The 14,936-nt window shown below is 66.0% G+C and carries 13 protein-coding genes, 1 tRNA gene and 1 pseudogene; 6 read left to right on the top strand and 9 right to left on the bottom strand.

Annotated features, from left to right (window positions below; genetic code table 11):
* Positions 1 to 206 precede the first annotated feature (206 nt).
* Genes AE618_RS11375 through AE618_RS11365 form a run of 3 tightly spaced genes read left to right on the top strand, consistent with a single transcriptional unit; the run spans position 207 to position 3,422 of the window.
* Positions 207 to 1,427, top strand: coding sequence for an aspartate aminotransferase family protein (locus tag AE618_RS11375; protein ID WP_054209190.1), 1,221 nt, complete (start codon positions 207 to 209; stop codon positions 1,425 to 1,427).
* A 49-nt stretch (positions 1,428 to 1,476) separates the two neighbouring features.
* Complete coding sequence (gene argF, locus AE618_RS11370) at positions 1,477 to 2,397, top strand: ornithine carbamoyltransferase (RefSeq protein WP_054209189.1); 921 nt, start codon at positions 1,477 to 1,479, stop codon at positions 2,395 to 2,397.
* Positions 2,397 to 3,422 carry an Hsp33 family molecular chaperone gene (locus AE618_RS11365; RefSeq protein WP_054209188.1) on the top strand — a complete coding sequence of 342 codons (1,026 nt, stop codon included), beginning with the start codon at positions 2,397 to 2,399 and terminating at the stop codon, positions 3,420 to 3,422. The genes argF and AE618_RS11365 overlap by 1 nt, the downstream gene beginning before the upstream one ends.
* A gap of 54 nt (positions 3,423 to 3,476) precedes the next feature.
* Here AE618_RS11365 and argE read toward each other — a convergent pair whose 3' ends face one another.
* Both argE and apaG read right to left on the bottom strand, forming a co-directional pair.
* Complete coding sequence (gene argE / locus AE618_RS11360) at positions 3,477 to 4,652, bottom strand: acetylornithine deacetylase (protein ID WP_054209187.1); 1,176 nt, start codon at positions 4,650 to 4,652, stop codon at positions 3,477 to 3,479.
* Positions 4,649 to 5,041: a Co2+/Mg2+ efflux protein ApaG gene (gene apaG, locus AE618_RS11355; protein WP_054209222.1), complete on the bottom strand. Its 393-nt coding sequence runs from the start codon at positions 5,039 to 5,041 to the stop codon at positions 4,649 to 4,651. The genes argE and apaG overlap by 4 nt, the downstream gene beginning before the upstream one ends.
* A gap of 190 nt (positions 5,042 to 5,231) precedes the next feature.
* Here apaG and AE618_RS11350 point away from each other — a divergent pair, with 190 nt between their 5' ends.
* Together AE618_RS11350 and AE618_RS11345 are read left to right on the top strand one after the other, a co-directional pair.
* Positions 5,232 to 6,404, top strand: coding sequence for a 2'-deoxycytidine 5'-triphosphate deaminase (locus AE618_RS11350; RefSeq protein ID WP_282568507.1), 1,173 nt, complete (start codon positions 5,232 to 5,234; stop codon positions 6,402 to 6,404).
* A gap of 120 nt (positions 6,405 to 6,524) precedes the next feature.
* Positions 6,525 to 6,599: transfer RNA gene (locus tag AE618_RS11345), tRNA-Gly, on the top strand.
* A gap of 84 nt (positions 6,600 to 6,683) precedes the next feature.
* Here AE618_RS11345 and AE618_RS11340 read toward each other — a convergent pair.
* Positions 6,684 to 7,928 carry an integrase gene (locus tag AE618_RS11340; protein ID WP_054209185.1) on the bottom strand — a complete coding sequence of 415 codons (1,245 nt, stop codon included), beginning with the start codon at positions 7,926 to 7,928 and terminating at the stop codon, positions 6,684 to 6,686.
* 501 nt (positions 7,929 to 8,429) lie between these two features.
* On the opposite strand from AE618_RS11340, the gene AE618_RS27955 reads away from it, so the two are divergent.
* Positions 8,430 to 8,567 carry a hypothetical protein gene (locus AE618_RS27955; RefSeq protein WP_156330224.1) on the top strand — a complete coding sequence of 46 codons (138 nt, stop codon included), beginning with the start codon at positions 8,430 to 8,432 and terminating at the stop codon, positions 8,565 to 8,567.
* A gap of 108 nt (positions 8,568 to 8,675) precedes the next feature.
* On the opposite strand, the gene AE618_RS11335 is transcribed toward AE618_RS27955, so the two are convergent.
* The 6 genes and pseudogenes from AE618_RS11335 to AE618_RS29245 form a co-directional block, all read right to left on the bottom strand.
* Entirely contained in the window at positions 8,676 to 9,572 is an 897-nt protein-coding gene (locus tag AE618_RS11335; protein WP_054209184.1) for a hypothetical protein, read from the bottom strand.
* 50 nt (positions 9,573 to 9,622) lie between these two features.
* Positions 9,623 to 10,915: an AAA family ATPase gene (locus AE618_RS11330; RefSeq protein WP_054209183.1), complete on the bottom strand. Its 1,293-nt coding sequence runs from the start codon at positions 10,913 to 10,915 to the stop codon at positions 9,623 to 9,625.
* 170 nt (positions 10,916 to 11,085) lie between these two features.
* Positions 11,086 to 12,078: a hypothetical protein gene (locus AE618_RS11325; protein WP_054209182.1), complete on the bottom strand. Its 993-nt coding sequence runs from the start codon at positions 12,076 to 12,078 to the stop codon at positions 11,086 to 11,088.
* A gap of 357 nt (positions 12,079 to 12,435) precedes the next feature.
* Positions 12,436 to 13,398 (bottom strand): hypothetical protein, encoded by a 963-nt coding sequence (locus tag AE618_RS11320; protein WP_054209181.1) that lies wholly within the window; start codon positions 13,396 to 13,398, stop codon positions 12,436 to 12,438.
* Positions 13,399 to 13,520: 122 nt separating this feature from the next.
* Entirely contained in the window at positions 13,521 to 14,111 is a 591-nt protein-coding gene (locus AE618_RS29250; protein WP_248310838.1) for a hypothetical protein, read from the bottom strand.
* A gap of 274 nt (positions 14,112 to 14,385) precedes the next feature.
* A pseudogene (locus AE618_RS29245) lies at positions 14,386 to 14,934 on the bottom strand (exonuclease domain-containing protein); the annotation flags it as partial.
* Between the last annotated feature and the right edge of the window lie 2 nt (positions 14,935 to 14,936).

Here is a 14,936-nt window from a genome sequence, read left to right as displayed (position 1 = left end):
GCGGCGCTTATGTTTTACGGATCAGGGTCTTCCACGATGCGGATGACGGTGCGACGAGACGTCGGAATCTGGCTGCGACGATAACGTCGTCGTCGGGTCGCACGCGGCTGTGAAACTGCCACAGCGCGCCGCAGGTCAACCCGAACCACCGTTTCAGCTCAGCGCCAATCCGTTCTTCCCATCGCCGTCGCGAGGATTTCAATCTCATGGCCCCCGCTCCCGTTTCCGCTTCCCAGTCCGTCCTGCTTCCGACCTATGCCCGCGCGCCTGTCGCTTTCGAGCGCGGCGAAGGCCCCTGGGCGATCACGGCTGACGGCACGCGCTATCTCGATTTCGGCGCTGGTATCGCCGTCAATTCGCTCGGCCACGCCCATCCGCACCTGGTCGAGGCGCTGACGGCGCAGGCCGGCAAGATCTGGCACACCTCCAACCTCTACACGATGCCCGAGGGCGAGCGACTGGCACGCAGGCTCTGCGAGGCGACCTTCGCGCAGCGCGCCTTCTTCACCAATTCGGGCGCCGAGGCGAATGAGTGCGCCATCAAGATGGCGCGCAAATACCACGCGGCGAAGGGCCATCCCGAGCGCTACCGGATCATCACCTTCGAGGGCGCCTTCCATGGCCGCACGTTGGCGACCATCGCCGCCGGCGGGCAGCAGAAATACATCGACGGCTTCGGCCCCAAGGTCGACGGCTTCGATCAGGTGCCCTTCGACGACGAGGCGGCGCTGAAGGCGGCGATCGGGCCGGAGACGGCAGCTATGATGGTCGAGCCGATCCAGGGCGAAGGCGGCTTGCGCTCGGCCCCGTCGCGCTTCCTGCGGCTGCTGCGCGACCTCTGCGACGAGCATGGCCTGATGCTGATCTTCGACGAGATCCAGACCGGCGTCGGCCGGACCGGCAAGTTCTTCGCCTATGAGCTGTCGGGCGTGACGCCCGACATCATGTCGGTCGCCAAGGGCATCGGCGGCGGCTTCCCGATGGGCGTCTGCCTCGCCACCGAAGAGGCAGCCTCGGGCATGACGCTGGGCACGCATGGCACCACCTTTGGCGGCAATCCGCTCGCCATGGCGGTCGGCAACGCGGTGCTGGATGTCATCCTGGCGCCTGGCTTCATCGACCATGTCGCGCAGACCTCGCTGCGGCTGAAGCAGTCTCTGGCCGAGCTCAAGGACAAGCATCCCGAGGTGATCGCCGAGATTCGGGGCGAGGGCCTGATGCTCGGCCTCAAGCTGCACACGCTCAACACCGACTTCGTCGCCGAGGCCCGCGCCGCCGGTCTGCTCGTCGTGGCCGCCGGCGACAATGTCGTGCGCCTGCTGCCGCCGCTGATCATCGGCGAGCCGGAAGTCGCGGATGCCGTCTCGCGGCTCGACCGTGCCGCCGGCGCCATCGAGGCTGCGCTGAAGCGGCCGGCGGCCGAGTAGAACCCTTTCAGTCCAGCCAACTCTCATCAGGTAAGCGAAGGACGCGCCCGTGACGCGCCATTTCCTCGATCTCTCCGATTTCTCCGCAAACGAGCTGCGCGCCATCCTGCGCGCCGGCGAGGACATCAAGTCGCGCCGCCGCACGCCGGATGCCGCTGTCGATCGCCTGCTCGAGGGCAAGGTCGTCGCCATGGTCTTCGAGCAGCCCTCGCTGCGCACCCGCGTGTCCTTCGATGTCGGCATCCGCGAGCTCGGCGGCTCGCCGATGATGGTCACCGGCCGCGAGATCGAGCTCGGCGAGCGCGAGACCATCGCCGACACCGCCCGCGTGCTGTCGCGCTATGTCGATGCGATCATGATCCGCATGCTCGACCATGATGCCGTGGTCGAGATGGCGAAATACGCCACCGTGCCGGTGATCAACGGGCTGACCAAGCGCCAGCATCCCTGCCAGGTCATGGCCGACGTCATGACCTTCGAGGAGCGCAAGGGCTCGATCAAAGGCAAGCGCATCGCCTGGACCGGCGATACCAACAATGTTCTGACCTCCTGGGTGCATGCGGCCGGCCGGCTCGATTTCGAACTGGCCATCGCGACGCCCGAGGAACTGGCGCCCCCGCCGGCCCTGCTCGACTGGGCCAAGAAGCAGGGCGCGAAGCTCTCCTTGACCACGAGGCCCGAAGCTGCGGTCGAGGGCGCCGACTGCGTCATCACCGATTGCTGGGTCTCGATGGGCGACGAGGAAGGCACGCGCCACAATCTGCTGCGGCCCTATCAGGTCGACGAGCGCCTGCTCGGCCGCGCCGAAAAGGACGCCATCTTCATGCACTGCCTGCCCGCCAGCCGCGGCGAGGAGGTCACCGACGCCGTGATGGACGGGCCGCAATCGGCCGTGTTCGACGAGGCCGAGAATCGCCTGCACGCCCAGAAGGGCATCCTGGCCTGGTGCTTCGGCGGGGTCTCCGCCTGATGGCCGATACCGACACCGGCGCGGGGTATGCTGCGCTTGAAAGCCTGGCCGCGCTCGACGACCGCGTCGTGCCCTTCACGGTACCCGATCTCGACGTGCGTGGCCGCGTCGTGCGACTTGGCTCCTCGATCGACACCATCCTGGCCCGGCACGACTATCCGGAACCCGTCGCCCGCGTGCTCGGCGAGGCCGCGGCACTGACCGTGCTGCTTGGCACGGCGCTGAAATTCGAGGGCCGTTTCCAGCTCCAGACCAAGAGCGACGGGGCGATCTCGATGATGGTCGTCGACTTCAACGCACCCGACAGTTTTCGCGCCGTTGCACATATCGACGAGGCGAAGCTTGCGGACGCGGTCGCGGCCGGCAGCTTGAGCACCGGAGATCTGCTCGGCGAGGGTCATCTCGCCATGACCGTCGATCAGGGCTCGGCGACGACGCGCTATCAGGGCGTGGTGGCTTTGAACCGCCAGAGCCTCGAAGAGGCGGCGCATCAGTATTTCCGCCAGTCCGAGCAGATCCCGAGCCGGATCCGGCTCGGCGTCGGTTCGATCGTCGGCCCCGGCGGCAGCCGGCATTGGCGCGCCGGCGGGCTCCTGGTCCAGTTCATGCCGCATTCGGTCGACCGCCTGCGCGCCGCCGACATGCATCCGGGCGACGCGCCCGAAGGCCACGAGATCCTGACCAACACGGATCCCGACGGGATCAGCGACGATGCCTGGGCGGAAGCGCGCTCGCTGGTCGAGACGGTCGAGGATCACGAACTGCTCGACCCGCTGCTGGAGAGCGAGCGTCTGCTCTACAGGCTCTTCCACGAGCGTGGCGCGCGGGTCTTCGAGCCGACCCTGGTTCACGAAGCCTGCCGCTGCTCGCGTGAGCGCGTGCTTGGCATGCTGCGCGGCTTCTCAGGCGAGGACCGCAAGGCGATGGTTGCCGATGACGGCACGCTCGGCGTCACCTGCGAGTTCTGCTCGCGGCGCTATGTCTTCGCGGCGACCGAGGTCGAGGACGGGCTGGCGGGGGAGTGAAGGCCGTCCGCCGTCATACTCGGCGAAGCCCGAGTATGACGTGTCGGATAAGCGTTACCCCCGGCACTCCGCCATCAGCTTGCGCATGAAGGCCTCGCCCGTGGCGAACTGCTCCAGCGTGATGTATTCGTCAGGCTGGTGCGCCTGGTCGATCGAGCCGGGACCGCAGACGATCGTCGGCAGCCCCGCCCGCTGGAAATGGCCCGCTTCCGTCGCATAGGCGACGGCGATGGTGCTGTTGCGGCCGGCCAGCCGCATCACCAGCGTCTCGGCCTCGGAGCCGGGATCGGGCGCGAGGCCCGGCACGTCCGAGCTCATCACCGTCTCGATCGTGGCCGAAGGGGCGGTCTTGCGCATCCGGGCCAGCACCTCCTGCGACAAGGCGGCAAAGCGGGCCGGCACGTCCTCCGGATCGGAGCCCGGCAGGGTGCGGACCTCCCAGGACAGATCGCAGCGATCCGCCAGGATGTTGCGGGCGATCCCGCCATGGAACTTGCCGACATGCACGGTGTCATAGGGCGGGTCGAAGCGGCCGCTCTGGTCCGGGTTCGCCTCGCGCTCGTCGGCGAAACCAACCAGCCCGGCCGACAGCCTGATGCCGCCATGCACGGCACTCGCCCCGAGATGCGGCTTCGAGGAATGCGCCGGCACGCCGGTGATGGTCGTGAAGAAGGTGCGGATGCCCTTATGCGCGTCGGCGAGTTCCAGCGAGGTCGGCTCGCCCACAATCACGGCGCGCGGACGTGGCAGATCCACGCCCATGCGCGCGATGCCGTCGACGACGCCGAGGCAGGTGACCTCCTCGTCATAGGAGAAGAACAGGTGGATCGGCGTCTTGAGATCGGCCGCCAGGAAATCCGGCACCAGCGCCAAAGCCAGCGCGATGAACCCCTTCATGTCGACGGCACCGCGGCCATAGGCCCGGCCGTTCTCGACATGCAGCGTGAACGGGTCTCGGCTCCAGGCCTGGCCCTCGACCGGCACCACGTCGGTATGGCCCGAGAGCAGCACGCCGCCCTGACCTTGCGGGCCGATCGTGGCAAACAGCGCCGCCTTGTCGCCGGTCGCGTTGGGGATGCGGACCGAGGAGACGCCCCAGCCCGCCAGATAGTCCTCGACGAAGGCGATCAGCGGCAGGTTGGACTTATGGCTCACCGTGTCGAAGGAAACGAGCTTGGCGAGCATGTCGAGCGGCGCGAGGCGCTCACCGGTCGGCGAGGGAGCAGTCAATGCAGGACCTTCTTCACATAAGGGGAATCGAGCGGAAACAGCGGGACTTCGACGTCGAAGATCACGCCGTCCTCGCCGAGCATGGCATAGAAGCCGCGCATCGAGCCATCGGGCGTCATCAGCGGGCAGCCCGAGGTGTAGCTGTAGCTCTCGCCCGGGCGCAGCACCGGCTGCTGGCCGACGACGCCGTCGCCGCGCACCTCATGAACCTCGCCGCGTCCATCCGTGATGAACCAGTGGCGGCTCATCAATTGCACAGTCTGCGCCGAGAGATTGAGGATTTCCATGGTGTAGGCCCAGAAATAGCGCCCCTGCGCATGCGAGGATTCGCCTTCCATGAAGCTCGGCACGGCAGTCACGCGCACGCCATGCGTCTCGGCTTGATACATCGCCACGACTCCCGAGCCGGCGGTCCGGCCGCGACCGCCATCATCCCCCGTGTTTGCGGCGTCGGAGCCGGGCGGTCAACCCGCTCAGGATGCTCGAATCGCGTGGACAAGTCGTGCTAGGGGACTCGCCTGCGCCGCAACGCGCGATCAAAGAGAATGTTTGTCGTCGCCACAGATGGGCAACCGATCAATGGCCGTTCCTGACATGCTGGCGGATATCGAGAAGGGCCCGCACTCGTCGAGCCTCAGCGGCCCGTCCGGCGTGCTGCCGCGCCAGGATATCCGCAAGCTCGTCCAGCGTGGCATGGTCCGCTCGATCTCGGGCGCCTTCGCCGAGAGTCAGTATCAGCCGGCGAGCATCGACCTGCGCCTTGGCCACAAGGCGTATCGCGTCCGCGCCAGCTTCCTGCCCGGTCCGAACAAGACCGTCGAGAAAGCTCTCTCCGACCTGACCCAGGACGAATTTTCGCTCGAGGGTGGCGCCATCCTCGAGAAGAACTGCGTGTATGTCGTTGAGCTCATGGAATCGCTCGATGATCTGCCGACCACGATTTCCGCCTTCGCCAATCCGAAGAGTTCGACCGGTCGGCTCGACGTCTTCACGCGGTTGATCGCCGACCGTGCCAGCATGTTCGACACCGTGCCCGGTGGCTATTCGGGCAAGCTTTATGCCGAAATCTCACCGGCTAGCTTCTCGATCAAGGTGCGCAAGGGCAGTCGGCTGAACCAGCTGCGCTTCCGGCGGCGCAACTCCGGGCAGGAGGAGGCGATCGGCTTTCGCGTCTCCGACAAGGAGTTGCGCGACATCCACCGGGAGACGCCGCTGGTCGACGGTGTTCCGGTCATCCAGAACGGCCTGCAGTTCAGCATCCACCTCGCGGGCTCTCATAATGGAGAGACGATTGGATATCAGGCGCAGCGCTTCACCGACGTCATCGACGTCGACCGCATCGCAGCCTACTCGATCGACGACTTCTGGACGCCCATCCCGGCCCGTAGCGCCAGGCGCCTCATCCTCGACCCGCACCAATTCTACATCTTGGCCTCCAAGGAAAAACTTCACATTCCCGCCGGCTATGCCGCCGAGATGGCGCCGATCGACCCGACGATGGGCGAGTTCCGCGTCCACTATGCCGGCTTTTTCGACCCCGGCTTCGGCGCAAGCGCCGGCGGCCTGCCGGGCTCGCGCGGCGTGCTGGAGGTCCGCAGCCACGAAGTTCCCTTCCTGCTCGAGGATGGCCAGGTCGTCGGTCGGCTCGCCTTTGAGCGCATGGCGGCTGAGCCCGACGCGCTTTATGGCGAGATCGGTACCTCGAACTATCAGGGGCAGTCGCTCAAGCTCTCGAAGCATTTCCGGAGCTGAAAAGCAGCGCCCGTCCCGCGCCATCGACCCGGGGCGTTGCCAATTCCCGGATGACACCCGCCCCGCAAGCCGCTATGAACGGCCTGCTCCGGCGCAGACCTCGCGCCGCTCCGGACGCATGCGGGCGTAGTTCAGTGGTAGAACGTCAGCTTCCCAAGCTGAATGTCGTCGGTTCGATCCCGATCGCCCGCTCCAAAAATCTTTTGGAACCCAGCTAGTTAGACGGCCTACCGTTGAACTCTCGTTCCCTACGTTCCCCAACACGTTCCCCATGCCTGATTAGGCTTTGTTCTCGCCATTCCTATAGGCGCTGCGTTGTTTCGCGATCGCGCGGCTTTTGCCGATCGCTCCTCGGGAGTAGCGGGCGGTCGTCGATGCCTGAGTGTGGCCAATCGAGCCTCGAATTGTGTCGAGCTCGGCGCCGGCGTCCTCGGCTTCCGTGATTGCCCCGGCCCTTGCGTCTGTATTCCAGACGGCGTCGGGGATCCCGGCGGCGCGCGCGATCACCCGCCAGTCGCGGGCATAGGCGAACTCGGCATAAGGGCGACCGGCCGTCTCGTCGACGATCAGCGCGCCTATGCGCTGCTCGGCCGGGATCTGAGCGAGCAAGCCGGTGACGAGGGGAAACATCTTGAGATCGTGCGAGACGATCGCGCCCGTCTTCGTGGTCTCCTTCGAGATCACCATGCTGCGCCCAAGATCGGCCCAGGTCAGGCCGTTGCACCAGCGGCGCCAACCCTTACCGCGACGGCCGCGCAAGACGATTCCGGTAGGCTCTTCGCCCGCCCGGACAGGCTCCCATTCGCCGATGACATCTTTCTGCCGCATGCCGGTTTCGAACTGGATCGCCGTGCCGAGCGCAAGCGAGATGCGCTTCGCCGCGACCGCCTCGACGATAAAGGAGACGACCTGATTGTGTTCGAGGCGGGACCGCCGGCGCTTGGCCGTCTTGAACTCGGTCGATTCAAGAATGGTCAGCAGCCGGATGCATTGCGGCTGGTCGAGTTCGGCCGCCACGCCATAGCGCAGCATCTCCCGGATCATCTTGATGATCTTGCACGCTCGATCGACCCGCTCGAGCCCGCCCGCCTTCTTCGGCAGCTTGGCGGCATCATACCAGCGCCGGAAATCCTTCAGGCCGAGGGCCGTGAGCGCGCGCGCACCGAAGGCTTCCTCGATCGTGCCCACGATGTACAGCTGCGAGCGGCGGGTATTGTACTTCCAGCCTTGGACCGGGCTTTCATCATCGATCTGGAAACGGCGCGAAAGTGCTCCGATCGTCCCGTCGAAGGACTTATAATCCTGCTTTGCGCCGGCTGACCAAGCCAGCATCTCCGCCTGGAGGCGCTGACAGGCGGCCGATATCAACGGCAGTTCCTCCGGCGTATCGGCGTAATGCAACCGCACGCTCTTTGGCGTGTAGCCCGCTTTGACGATGTCTTCGCGGGCGATCCAGTAAAGAGCATGCCCCTTCTGCTGTCGCCTGCGCTTCAGGCCAGGTGTGGGCGATTTTTCATAGGGCATCGAGATTCTCCATTCCGTCCATGGCGGACGGAGAGACATTACCAACCCCGTATCTGTGATCAAAATAGGCTTTTACTGACGGCCAGTAGCGCGCGCCCATGATAGGGCAGATCCGTGGAAGACCGTCCCTCTCGAGAATCGTGGCGCGCGCTCGCCATCCAGAAAGATCTTGGCCCACTCTGCGGGCGATCTCGCTCTCGGTCGGAAACAGCCCGCTTAGAGGACGCCGGATATCCGGCGTCGGCGTCTCGACCGTATCTCCGGGAGAACGCGTAACGTCCGACCAGGAGGCGGATTTAGATAGGGTGACTTGGGAGGGTTTTGACATTCGAAGAGCCCACAGAGTTAGGCACCGGCCAAAGGCTGATGCGGTTCCGTGCACTCGAGTTCGGCCTAGGTTCTTGCACTTCCCTAGTACGGGAGGCGTAGCGCGGTTCCGACGCTCACACCTGCGGGTCCATTCTCGCTGTCCCAGCTCGCAAATTCACACGACGCCCCGGCATGTTCATCGAACTGACGGTGGCGGAACCTTCGATCAAACGTCGCCTCATTAACGGAGCGAACTGGCATGATCGTTCGGGAAGATCGTTATTCTTCGCCTATTTCCTTTCGTTAAACTGGGTAGCACCGTTGCGCTGAATGCGAATCGCGCTTCGATCCCAACCACCTCTACCATAAAGCGCCGTCTTCTCCGAGTCGGTGTCCCGCCCGGCGTTGGAGACAGCAAGCTTTCTATGTCCCCTGAAGTTAGGCGCCGGGTAACGCCGAGACGTATCCCTGCCCCAGCGACTTGTAGCTGACGAGCTTGCGGCGAGACGCTGGGTTCATGACCCAGTCGTGGATGATGACCTCGGCGATGCGGATGAGGCGGTCCGCGTCATCGGATTTTGGGCGGAAGAAGTAGAACTCCTTGGCCTCACTGAAGCGGACGCTATCGCCGAAGCCGTAGGCCGTCTGCCGGCTTAACTCGGCGGGGGCATATCCGATCTGGGTGCAGTGCTGCCGCGCCTTGGGCGTCTTCAGCCAGGCATTGAGGGACGCATCGTGCATGCGCTGGTGCAGGCGCTCCTCGAACTCGTCCTTCGAGAGCCCCAGCGGCAGCCGGACCGGGAGGCAGCGGTTGCCGATCGAGACCGGCGAGCCGGGGAGGGCTGCGCCCTCGGGCAGGATGTGCTGGAGCATCCAGTTGTCGAAGCCGCGATCGGAGCAGAGGTACCCGTCGGCGCTGATGGTGATGCTGCCATAGCGATCCCGGTTGAGCTCGCGAACACGGTCGGTGAGCTTGACCTGCGACGTCACCGAGACCTTGTGGATCGCGGCGAAGAGGCGCCTGGCGACGCCGAGCAGGCCGGTCGCGACCTGCGGCATCCGGTGATCCTCGCCGCAGCCGGCGCAGTAGATGTAGGCGAGCGTGCCGGGGACGTAGGCGTTCTGGAAGGCTTCGCTGGTGAAGGCAGCAGCCGACAGCGGCAGGAGCGCGACGCCGCCGACCCGGGGCCAGCGCACTGGCCACCAGCGCGTCACGGCGCCGGCGCTTCCGGGCGGCAGCAGCGGGACCCCGGGCTGCTTCTTCGAGGTCTGGTGGCTCTGCGGGATGAAGCCGGCACCGGTGCCGGCGGGTGGTGTGATCGATTTGGTGGTCATTGTTCGGTCTCGGTTACGTCGTCGAGCGGCTTTCAGGGGGGTATTCCCCTTCAGCCCTCACTTTCATGCTCCTTCCCCGCCTTCTGACGACCGTCGCGCGCGCGATGGGTTTCCGCCTTCCCCTCGCGCCCGCGATCACCTGTATCGGCCATGGGATGGATGAACCCAATCGGTCGGCTTTGCGCCGTGCCGATGGCGAGCGCCTCGGCGGCTTCGATGTCGCTGACCGTCAACGCATTGCGCGCGCCGGCCGCCGCGAAGCCGAAGGCCAGTCGCAACAGCTTGCCGAGGCGACGCGGGTTGTGCCGCGCCGCCCGCAGCAGGACGTCATCGGAGGGCATCGCCACCGCATCGCGCAGTTCGGCAACGACGTCCCCGGCGATCAGCCGCGTGACCGACAGAAGCGCTTTTCCGACGGGGGGATCGATCGCGAAGGTGGTGAAGCGGTCGATGATGAAGGCGGGCAGCGCCTCGATGTCGTTGGCGGTCGCGATGATGATCGCGCCCGACAGGTTGAAAGGCGCGCGGACGAACTCGTCGACGAGGGCGCTGCTGTTCTCGCGCTCGAGCAGGGTCAGAAGCGTGTGGTAGGGCTTCTCGCTCCAGTGGGTCTGGAGCTTGTCGGCCTCATCAAGCAGGATTACCGGCTGGGCCGAGGACCCCGACGCCATAGCTTCGGTTAGAACGCCCATACGGGCCGCTTTCCACGAGCTCGGGTGGCCGACGACCAGAGCCTGCGCGTCACTGTTGGTGGCACAGCTGACCGAATGAATGTCGGTTCGAAGCGCGCTGGCGATCTGCCGGCTTGCATGGGTCTTGCCCGTGCCGGGCGGACCGACCAGCAGGAGCGGCGGTACGAATAGCGGCGTGCCGGTGCGGATCGCGAGGTGAACAGCGCGGATGATCAGGTCGATGATGCCTTCGAAGCCCGGACAGAGTCTGCGGGCCCGCGCGAGGTTGGCGAGATGCTCGTCGCTTCCAAACAGCAGCTCGCGACGTCCGGCACGCGGATCGTGGTGGAGACCGATCAAGCGGTCGAGGCGGGCTTGATCTGACTCGTTCAGGGTCGGCAGCGGGGAGCCGAGATACTCTTCCCTGTCGCCATAATACGGCCTGCCGATCAGAAGCTCGATCTGCCGCTCAACGGCGGCGTGGTCGTAGACCGCCATGGTGGTGGCGCTGTCGTCGATGATCTCGGCCGAGACCTCAACGACCGGGATATCGGCATTTGCCTGTGGGTCTTGCGCACCGTCGGTCTTGCTCTTTTGCGCCCGTTTGGCCCTGACGACACGCGCCTTGAGCCCCTCATCGACGAATTCGAAATCGTATGTGTCTTTGGTCATCGGGCTGGTTTCGCGGTGCCGCGGAACCTGACTGTCCCGCGGGGTGGCCGGTCCGGCCCTCCGTGAACCCGGTTCAACGCGAAAAGGCGGCACCTCGCGGCGCCGCCTGCTTTTAGGTCGTGAACTTCGCTCACCGTCGACGAGCGATGTTCATTCGCGACGAACGCCGTTCAGACGATTTCAGTCCAAGTCGGCATCTTGATGGCCATCCGCTCGGCGCCGAGCAGCTTGGCCAGCCAGGTCGCCTCCTCGAAGATGTGCCGCACAGTGGCCTGCATGTGGAGCGGATCGCTGCGGCAGGCGCGATCGTCGATCGCCTTGGCCATCCTTCGCTTGGCCTTGACCCCAGGCGAGCCGCGCTCGACCGGCCAGAGTGCGACCTGGGCGGCGCAGAGGTAGGCCATGATCTGGGCACCCTCTGCTGCACGGCGCAGTTCGGCGTTGCCCTCTGCCGGGCGCGCGGCCAGCAGGAACAGCCGATCGGCTGTCGCGAGGAGGCGCTCGACACGATCCGCCAGGCGATCGAGGTCCGGCGGTGCCGACAGGAGACCGGCCCATGCACCGGCCTGCTGATAAACGAAGACCGGCTCGCCGCCGCGCGGCGGCAGGAGGAGGGTCAGGTCGAGGCCCTGCAGCGGCCAGGACACGAGCCCGCGATCGGTCGGGGCCGGCCCGGTGGCGCGCGGAGGCACCATCAGCTCGCCGACGTTGAAGGCGGCGCGCCGCACCCGGATGAACCGGGCGGTGTCGGCTTGGAGCATCGGAGCGTAGTCGTCCTCCTGGTCATCACCATGCGGCTTGCGAACTTCCGCCAGCGCCAGCTTGGCATCGACCTCGTCCAGGCTGTCAGCCGGCCAGGTGCAGGCCAGCGCCGTGAAGGAGAGGCCGACCACCATCAGGCCAGCCGCGACGCGATGGGCGGCTTCGACGTCAGTGGATCCAAGCCGGATCCGCATGGACTCGTCCAGGCACATCTTGGCCTGCCGGGCTGCGAACTTAAGATCGGGCCTGCTGTCGCGAAAGGCGGTGAGCTCTGCGAGGCTGGGGTCGTCTCCGATGCTGCCGGTGAGGATGGCGATGGGATCGCCAGGGCTTTGTTGCCGGGCATGCTCGACGGCGCCGGTGGCGGTAGGCGCCGGCACGCCTTTGTCTTCGTTGGTCACGGAGTGATCCTTATTGCGTGGGTTGCAGTCATGTCGCTGCTCCCTGCGATCTCTCCGGACATGAGAAAGGCGCCCCCGTGGGAGCGCCTTGATCTCTTCTTAGGCGGTCCTGACCGTCCTGTTGTCGTGTTGTTCCCGTCCTGGCTCCGTCCTCGGTCGGGACTGTGGTGCGAACGCCGTCTTGGAGGCTACCTGAAGCCAACCAACCTTTTGGACCGCCGGCGGGAATCGAGCGATTTGGGAGCCTCGTGGCTTCCTGGCGGCGTCTTGCGACCTCCTGAGCAGGTTTGGCCGTCCTGGGCGCTTCCTGTTGCCGTGTTGTTGGCTACCGGGATCCAGGAGCTGCTCTGAGACCCCTCAGCCCTCGGCCTCGCTAAGGCGCGCGGTAAGCGCGCTGAAGCCCGCCTGCATCTGGTCGCCGATTAAGAAGGCGAGTTCGACGATCGCCTTCTGCCGATCCGGACCCTGCCGCGCCCGCATGAGATCACGCGCCTGGATCTTGACGCGATGGTCGCCAGGATCGCGAGCGGGCCAGAGCCCGATCCTGGCGAGGTCGGCGAGGGCCAGGATCGTCGCGCCAGCCTGGGCCCGGCCGAGCCGATCACGATGCGCCGGGCTGAGCTCGCCATCCTCGAGTTCTGCGGCGAAGCGATCGGCCCAGCGCAGATGGTGGGTGACGGAATCGAGGCGGTATTCGAGGTCGAGGTGATCGGTGACGTAATCAGCCAGCGTTGACCCCCGTTCAAGCCAGTGGACCCGCGTGCCGCTATCCTCGACCTCCCTGCTTGGCACCAGCGCATTGGTCACCGCGAGGAGACGGTCGGCTCCCGCGATGAAGGCCCGCGGGGATTCCAGGGCGGCATTCACCGTGGGCGTGTCCAGGCTGAAGGCGCCGCGAGCGAGTTCGGCGGTCGCTTGGTTCTGATGCCGCTTCGCCGCCTCAACGACACTCTCGCCGGCGTCGCCGCGGATCCAGTCGTCGACGGTGTCGCGGGCCGGCAGAATCGCGACCCCGAGCGTCGCAGCATGGTTCAGCATCGTGAGCGCAAGCAGCCACGGCAAGCGGCGCTGGATCAGCCCGTGGTCCTCCGTGCGGCTGGCGAGATCGAGGAAGCGCTCGACCTGGCCCGCGTGGTAGCGGCCGCGGGCAGCGACGTCGAGCAGTGAGGGAAGCTTGCCCATGACGAGGCTGTAGCTTTCAGCATCGCCATCTCCCCAGGGCCGCTCTCGCGAGATGGCATCGAGCTCGTCGACGATCGAGACGTTCCACGCCTCTTCTTTCACGTCAGTGAGGCTGCTCTTGGTCTTGGTGTCCGTCATGGTCTGTCCCTTTTGTGTGGGGTTCTGCCCAATTGGCAGCGCTGACCTCCTTTTCCTGGAACGAATGAAGGCCCACGAGCGGGTGCGCGCGGGCCTTCGTCCTTGTCCGTCCTGTGATGGGGCTAGGCTGCAGACGCCCGCGCCAGTTCCTGCTGGCGCTCCATGACCCAGCACTCGATCTCCGCGATCTGACGCAGGCGTTCGCCGTCGCCAGGTTCGGTTTGAGCGCGAAGACCGTCGATCTCGTTCAGCGCTTTCGACAGCGTCAGCCACGGCACATCGTCCTCGGTCTGGAGGCGATGGCGCAGCCAGTCGCGGCCTTTGGCCCAGGCCGCCGGCGAGAGATGCTCGGCGGCTTCAAGGAACGTTTGCCTGTTGGCGAAGGCGCGCATCCGGATGTCCGTGAACAGCTTGTCGGCGAAGGCGGGGCGCTGCGCCCAGTCGATCTCATGCCAGCGCCGGGAAAGGCGCATCTGTTCGTCGGAGATGAAGCCGCCACTATACAGCGTCGCCTCGGGCCAGTGCGATAGGTCGGCATCGGCATACTGGTTGGCAAGCGCCAGCAGCAGGTTCTTGCGGAAGCCTGCGTGATCGCGGACCTGGCGCGCGCGCTGGCGGTAGACCGCGTCGTCGAGGCGATCGGCTGGCAGGGTATGCGCCCCATTCTCCCATCCAAAGAGGATCGGCTGGGCGTTGGTCCTGACCGACCGGATCGGCCGCTGCCCCTTCGTGGTCAGCAGCGCCGCGCTCCTCGGCCGGGCTGTCGAGATAGCTTGCCGGGTCGAGCGAGAGGTCGGCCACCGCCCAGGCTGCGGCGTTGCGCGGGCTCGGGGCGATGCCGATGACGGGTACCATCGCGGTCATGCCGCCGAGCAGGATGGGCTCGTCGCCGGCCAACAGTGCCGCGGGCCCGGATTTGTGGGCATTCTCCAGCATGAGCGCGATGGTCTTCGGCGCGACCTCGCGAAGATGGCGGAACAGCGCCAGCGTGGCGCGGGTGTCGGCGAGCGCATCATGGGCGTCGTCCTCGTGGAGGGTGATGCCATTCGCGCGGCAGATGTCACCGAGCTTCATCGACGGCTTGCCGCTGGCCGCGATCGGGATCGTCACTGCGTTCGGTTCGAGCAACCGAACCGCGCGCAGCATGACGAGGAGGTCGGCCCGCTTCAGCCCGGGCCCCTGCGTCGAGTACGGCGGCAGCAGGTGGGTAAAGAAGGCATGCCGCAGCACCTCCTCGTCGAACCGAAGGCCGTTGTAGGTCACGATCGTCGATGGCGCCCATTCCGTAAAAGCGCGGTTGATCAGTCCGAGCATGTCCCCCACCGAGAGCGGCGCCTGCTCCAGCATCGCCGGCGTCACGCCGGTGACGAGAAGCGCGCCGGGCGACGGCACGATGTGGGCCGGCAGCCTCGCCCGGAACGAGAGTTCTGCCTGGGTATTCAGATTGGCATCGGTGTGGATCAGGGCGGCCTGCAGCGGCACGTCCCATTGCGCCGAGAGGCCGCTGGTCTCGAGGTCGTAGAAGATGAAGCTCATGA

The organism is Allobosea vaviloviae (genome assembly GCF_001298265.1).
Classification (GTDB): Bacteria; Pseudomonadota; Alphaproteobacteria; order Rhizobiales; family Beijerinckiaceae; genus Allobosea; species Allobosea vaviloviae_B.
Note: the sequence above shows the minus strand (reverse complement) of the source record. Positions and strands in the feature narration are given on the sequence as shown.

Bases quoted from the DNA above. Each gene is read 5' to 3' on its own strand.
- AE618_RS11375 (WP_054209190.1), top strand. From the start codon at position 207: ATGGCCCCCGCTCCCGTTTCCGCTTCCCAGTCCGTCCTGCTTCCGACC.
- AE618_RS11365 (WP_054209188.1), top strand. From the start codon at position 2,397: ATGGCCGATACCGACACCGGCGCGGGGTATGCTGCGCTTGAAAGCCTG.
- apaG (WP_054209222.1), bottom strand. From the start codon at position 5,041: ATGTATCAAGCCGAGACGCATGGCGTGCGCGTGACTGCCGTGCCGAGC.
- AE618_RS11350 (WP_282568507.1), top strand. From the start codon at position 5,232: ATGGCCGTTCCTGACATGCTGGCGGATATCGAGAAGGGCCCGCACTCG.
- AE618_RS11340 (WP_054209185.1), bottom strand. From the start codon at position 7,928: ATGCCCTATGAAAAATCGCCCACACCTGGCCTGAAGCGCAGGCGACAG.
- AE618_RS27955 (WP_156330224.1), top strand. From the start codon at position 8,430: ATGTTCATCGAACTGACGGTGGCGGAACCTTCGATCAAACGTCGCCTC.
- AE618_RS11335 (WP_054209184.1), bottom strand. From the start codon at position 9,572: ATGACCACCAAATCGATCACACCACCCGCCGGCACCGGTGCCGGCTTC.
- AE618_RS11330 (WP_054209183.1), bottom strand. From the start codon at position 10,915: ATGACCAAAGACACATACGATTTCGAATTCGTCGATGAGGGGCTCAAG.
- AE618_RS11320 (WP_054209181.1), bottom strand. From the start codon at position 13,398: ATGACGGACACCAAGACCAAGAGCAGCCTCACTGACGTGAAAGAAGAG.